This window comes from Kribbella sp., assembly GCF_035655035.1.
In the GTDB taxonomy this organism is placed as follows: Bacteria; Actinomycetota; Actinomycetes; order Propionibacteriales; family Kribbellaceae; genus Kribbella.
In genome coordinates, this window is the sequence record NZ_DASRVN010000295.1 from 1 (window position 1) to 5,249 (window position 5,249).

4 protein-coding genes are annotated in these 5,249 nt (G+C 70.9%); 2 read left to right on the plus strand and 2 right to left on the minus strand.

Annotated features, from left to right (window positions below; translation table 11 throughout):
* Both VFF46_RS17140 and VFF46_RS17145 read right to left on the minus strand, forming a co-directional pair.
* Positions 1 to 642: peroxide stress protein YaaA (locus VFF46_RS17140; protein ID WP_325038129.1), on the minus strand; the 642-nt coding region annotated here is incomplete at its 3' end.
* Positions 639 to 1,583 carry an aldo/keto reductase gene (locus tag VFF46_RS17145; RefSeq protein ID WP_325038130.1) on the minus strand — a complete coding sequence of 315 codons (945 nt, stop codon included), beginning with the start codon at positions 1,581 to 1,583 and terminating at the stop codon, positions 639 to 641. The genes VFF46_RS17145 and VFF46_RS17140, both read right to left, overlap by 4 nt.
* Before the next feature lie 35 nt (positions 1,584 to 1,618).
* Between VFF46_RS17145 and pepN the strand changes: the two genes are divergently transcribed.
* Positions 1,619 to 4,075, plus strand: coding sequence for an aminopeptidase N (gene pepN, locus VFF46_RS17150; RefSeq protein WP_325038131.1), 2,457 nt, complete (start codon positions 1,619 to 1,621; stop codon positions 4,073 to 4,075).
* 188 nt (positions 4,076 to 4,263) lie between these two features.
* Positions 4,264 to 5,249, plus strand: a 986-nt coding sequence (sepH, locus tag VFF46_RS17155) for a septation protein SepH (RefSeq protein WP_325038132.1), incomplete at its 3' end; no start/stop codon positions are given.

Consider the following 5,249-nt stretch of genomic DNA (forward strand, 5'->3'; position numbering starts at 1 on the left):
CAGTAGATGCCGCGCGACCAGACCGCGGGTGTGCTTGGCGTTGTGCGACACGACCGTCCGTACGCCGTCGCGCTCGCGGACCACGTTCACCGACACCCACTTGTCCGCCTGCGCACCACTCGGCCGCCACGCGGCGACGTACGTCGAGGACCGGCAGTCGACGATCACGCCGTCGACGTCGGCCAGGGCGGCGCCGAGCGGTTCCCGCCAGACGGAGGCGAGCGATCCGTGGCCCGGCAGCGTCGTACCCATCGACAGCCGGTACGGCGGGACGCGGTCGGCCGGGCGGAGCGCGCCCCACGCGGCCGAGACGACGAGCAGCCGGTTCGCGGCCCGGCGCTTGGTCCCCGGGGAGAGCGTGGCGTAGCCGAGGGCGTCGTACAGGACGCCCGAGTACAGCTCGGAGACCGGGACGGCCGGCTCGGTGCGCCACAGGATGTTGCGCTCGACCTCGTCGTGCAGCGACGCGCCGACCTCGAGTACGTCGTGCGCGTCGGCGGACGCGGACACCTTCGCGAGTGTCTCGAGCACCTGCTCGCGGACCGGGTTCAGCTCCGGGAACGACAGCGTCTCCAGGTCCACGGGGCGCCCGCGCGACCGCCCGGTCTTGCCTTCCGAGGGCGGTAGGAGGATCAGTGTCACGTCAGCTCGTCCAGCGCGGCGAGGTCGGCGGGGGTCGGGTCCCAGGTGCCGGCGGCGACGTTCTGCGTGATCTGCTCGGGCTTCGTCGCACCCGCGATCACCGACGCGACCGCGGGCTGCGCGGCCAGACCGCCGATCGCCACGTCGATCATCGTCAGCCCGCGCTCGGCCGCGAACGTGTCCAGCGCCTCGATCTTGTCGAAGTCCGCCCGCGCCAGCCGCTCGGGCTGCGTCGCCAGCCGGGTGCCCTCGGGTGCCGACGTACCGCGCTTGTACTTGCCGGTCAGCAGACCGGAGGCGAGCGGGAAGAACGGCAGCAGGCCGATCCCGAGGTGCTCACAGGCCGGCACCAGCTCGTCCTCGACGTCGCGCTCGAGCAGGGAGTACTGGTTCTGGGCGCTGACGAAGCGCTCCAGGCCGTTCGACCGGGCCGTCCAGTCCGCGTCCACCACCTGCCAGCCCGCGAACTGGGAGCTGCCGATGTACCGCACCTTGCCCTCGGCAACCAACTCGGACAGGGCCGCCAAGGTCTCCTCGATCGGCGTCACCGGGTCCGGGAAATGCAGCTGGTACAGGTCGATCCAGTCGGTACCGAGCCGCCGCAGGCTGGACTCGACCGCCTTGCGGATGTACCGCCGGGAGCCACGCACGCCCCAGTCCGGGCCGTTCGCACCGCCCATGTCGCCGCCGAACTTGGTCGCGATCACGACCTCGTCGCGGCGCGACCCGAGCGCCTTGCCGAGCAGCTCCTCGCTGAATCCGTGCTCGCCGCGGTAGATGTCCGCGGTGTCGAACAGCGTGATCCCGGCGTCGATCGCGGCGTTCACAACAGCCTCGGTCCGGCTCGCGTCCAGCCGGCGCCCGAAGTTGTTGCAGCCCAGTCCGACGACGCTGACGGTCAGACCCGAGTCACCCAGCTGGCGGTACTCCATATTGCCCATGGGGCTCAGCCTAGTCACCGCATACAGTGGCCCTCATGCCGAGTCTCACCGTCGACGGCGCCCGTACTCGGGCCGCCGCGCTCTCCGTCCAGTCGTACGACGTCGACCTCGACCTCACCCAGGGCGAGCGGACGTTCGGATCCACCACGACGATCAGGTTCACGGCGTCGTCATCGGGCAGTTGGGTGGACGCCAAGCCTGACGAGCTGATCTCGGTGACGCTCAACGGTTCGGCCGTCGACGTGGCCGGCCTGAACGACGGACGGCTCGAGCTGACGGACCTGCAGGCCGAGAACGAGCTGGTCGTGGTCGCCACCATGGCGTACTCGCACGACGGTGAGGGACTGCACCGCGCGGTCGACGCCGCCGACGGCCTCGCCTACACGTACGCGATGTCGTTCCTGGACGCCGGCCCGCGGATCTTCGCGTGCTTCGACCAGCCCGACCTCAAGGCGCCGTACCGGTTCAAGGTCACGGCGCCGCAGGAGTGGCTCGTGCTCGGCAACGGCGCGGCCACGCAGGTCTCCCCCGGCCGGTGGGAGCTCGCCGAGACCAAGCCGCTGTCGACGTACTTCGTCACCGTGGTCGCCGGCCCGTACCACCAGGTCACCGATCACCACGACGGCATCAACCTCAGCGTCGTCTCCCGGCAGTCGCTGAAGGACGCGCTCGACCGCGAGGCCGCGGACATCTTCGAGGTCACCAAGCAGTCGTTCGACGAGTACCACCGGATGTTCGGCTACCGGTACCCGTTCGGCGAGTACCACCAGGCGTTCGTCCCGGAGTTCAACGCCGGCGCGATGGAGAACCCGGGCTGCGTGACGTTCCGCGACTCGATGGTGTTCCGGTCCGCGGCGACCGACGGCGAGCGCAGCCAGCGGGCCCGGACCATCGTGCACGAGATGGCGCACCAGTGGTTCGGCGACACCGTGACGATGAAGTGGTGGAACGACCTCTGGCTGAACGAGTCGTTCGCCGAGTACATGGCGCACCGGGTCGCGACCGCCGCCACCCGGTACTCCGACAACTGGCTCGACTTCGCCTACATGCGCAAGTGGTGGGGCCTGCAGGCCGACCAGCGGTCGTCGACGCACCCGGTCGCGGCCGACGCGGTCAAGGACGCCGCCTCTTCGCTCGACGACTTCGACGGCATCTCCTACGCGAAGGGCGCGGCGACCCTCAAGCAGCTCGCGGCGTACCTCGGTGACGACGTGTTCCTGGCCGGCATCAACGCGCACATCGCGGCCCACGAGTTCGGCAACGCGACCTTCGCCGACCTGGTCGGCAAGTGGACAGAGGCCGGCGCGACCGGGCTCGACGACTGGGCCCAGGCCTGGCTGCGGACCCCGGGCCTCGACACGCTGACCGTCGTCCGTACGGCGGGCGGCATCAAGCTGCACCGGAAGGCTCCCGCGGCGTACCCGGCCACCCGGCCGCACAAGCTCATCGTCGCCGGGTACGACGCGGACGGCGGCCGGACCGCGGTCGACGTACTGGTCGACGCCGACGAGGTGGACGTCGACCTGGACCCGTCGGTCGCCGTGGTGATCCCGGACGCCGGCGACGACAGCTGGGCGAAGATCCGGCTCGACGCGGACAGCCTCGCGAACCTGGCCGCCGTACTCCCGAAGATCACCGACGGCGTGACGCGGGCCGTCGTACTGAACAGCGTCCGGGACGCTGTCGCCGACGCCGAACTCGACCCGAAGGCCGGGTTCGACGTCGTCCTCGGGATGCTGCCGACGGAGACCAGCGACATCGCGGTCGGGACCCTGCTGAACTGGTCGGTCAGCCACCTGCTCGGCGTCTACCTCCCGTACGAGCCGTATCGCGGGCAACTGGCCGACGTACTGCGTGCCCGCTTGGAGACCGTCGAGGTCGGGAGCAGCGTGCAGTTGTCGTTGGCGCGCGGGTTCGTCCGGTTCACCGATGACGTCGATCGGCTGAAGGGCTGGCTCGCCGGTGACGGCGTACCGGACGGCGTCACGATGGATGCCGACCTGCGCTGGCTGGTCACCCTGCAGCTCGCGCGGCTCGGCGCGATCGGCGAGGCCGAGATCGACGCCGAACTGCGACGCGACTCCTCCTCCGAAGGCGTCGTGCACGCGACCCGCTGCCGCGCCGCGCTGCCGACCGCCGAGGCGAAGGAGCGCGCCTGGGGGCAGATCACCACCGACGCCGACCTCGCGAACTACGAGCTGTACGCCGCCTGCGAAGGGTTCTGGCACCCGGCGCAGGCCGAGCTGACCGCGCCGTACGTCGACCGGTACTTCGCCGAGATCGGCGGCACCGAGAAGCTCCGATCCGGGTGGGTCGTGGCGCGCAGCGCACAGCTCGCGTTCCCGCGGTACGCAGTTGAGCAGCGTGTCGTCGACCGCGGCAGCGCGCTCGTCGCGGACGAGTCCGTCGCGGCCGGGATCCGGCGGTCCGTGGCCGACGGCGTGGACGACGTGAAGCGGGCGCTGTCGGTGCGATCGGCGTTCGGCGGCTGACCCCTTGGTCGGCGGTCACGCCGTGTTGTGACTAATGTGACTGGTGTGACCAGGAGGACCCTGGTGACCAGGCAAGATGTGTTTTCGTGACGTAACCTCCACAATGACCGGGCGGCACGGCGCGCCGGTCTTGGTCAGGCCCAGCGTCCGGGAGAGACTGTCTAGAACCGCACAGGAGAACAAGGTCAATGCGCGAGGCGAGGCTCGTCGGTCTGAGCCAGGATGGGACGCAACTCATCCTGGCGCTGGCAGAGACGGGCGAGGAGTTCGCCGTTCCGGTCGACGACCGGTTGCGTGCGGCCCTCCGCGGCGACCGTGCCCGACTCGGCCAGCTGGAGATTCAAATGGAGAGCGCGCTGCGCCCACGAGACATCCAGGCTCGTATCCGCGCCGGCGAAAGTCCCGAGGCCGTCGCGGCGGTCGCCCAGATGCCGATGGAACGCGTGATGGCGTTCGCCGGCCCGGTCCTGGCCGAGCGGGACCACATCGCGACGCTCGCGCAGCGCGCCTCCGTCCGGCGCCGCGGCGGCGGCGACGCCCCGGCCCGGAACCTCGGCGCCTGGGTCACCGACCGGCTGCGGCTGCGGCACGTCGACCCGGCCTCGGCCGAGTGGGACGCCTGGCGCCGCGAGGACGGCCGGTGGGCGGTGCGCGTCTCGTACTTCGTCGAGTCCGACGACTCCGAGGACTCCGGCGAGGAGCAGAAGGACGAGAAGATCGGCATGTTCGCGTACGACGCTCCCGGGCGGTACGTCGTACCCGACGACGACGAGGCCCGCTGGCTGGTCGGCGAACAGGCGCAGGTGCTGCCGACCCCCGTCCAGCCGCAGCCTGGTGAGCGGCGGCTGGCCGCGGTCGCGGACATCGACCCGCTGATCGCCCCCGACCACGGCGCCGACAGCTACGAGGCCGGCTTCGAGGACACCGTCGCGCTGCGCCGCCGAAACCACCCGGTTTCCCGCGAGGAGTCCCAGGGCTACCGCGACGACTACCCCCGCGAGGTCTCCCGGGGGCCGCGCGAGTCCGACCGCTCCCTGCGCGAGTCCGACCGAACCTCACGCGAGTCCGACCGCACCTTGCGCGAGTCCGACCCTTCCCCGCGCCGGGTCCACTCGGTGCCCAACCCCGACGAGGAACCGACCCTGATCGACGTCCCCGTCGACCAGCCCCCCGC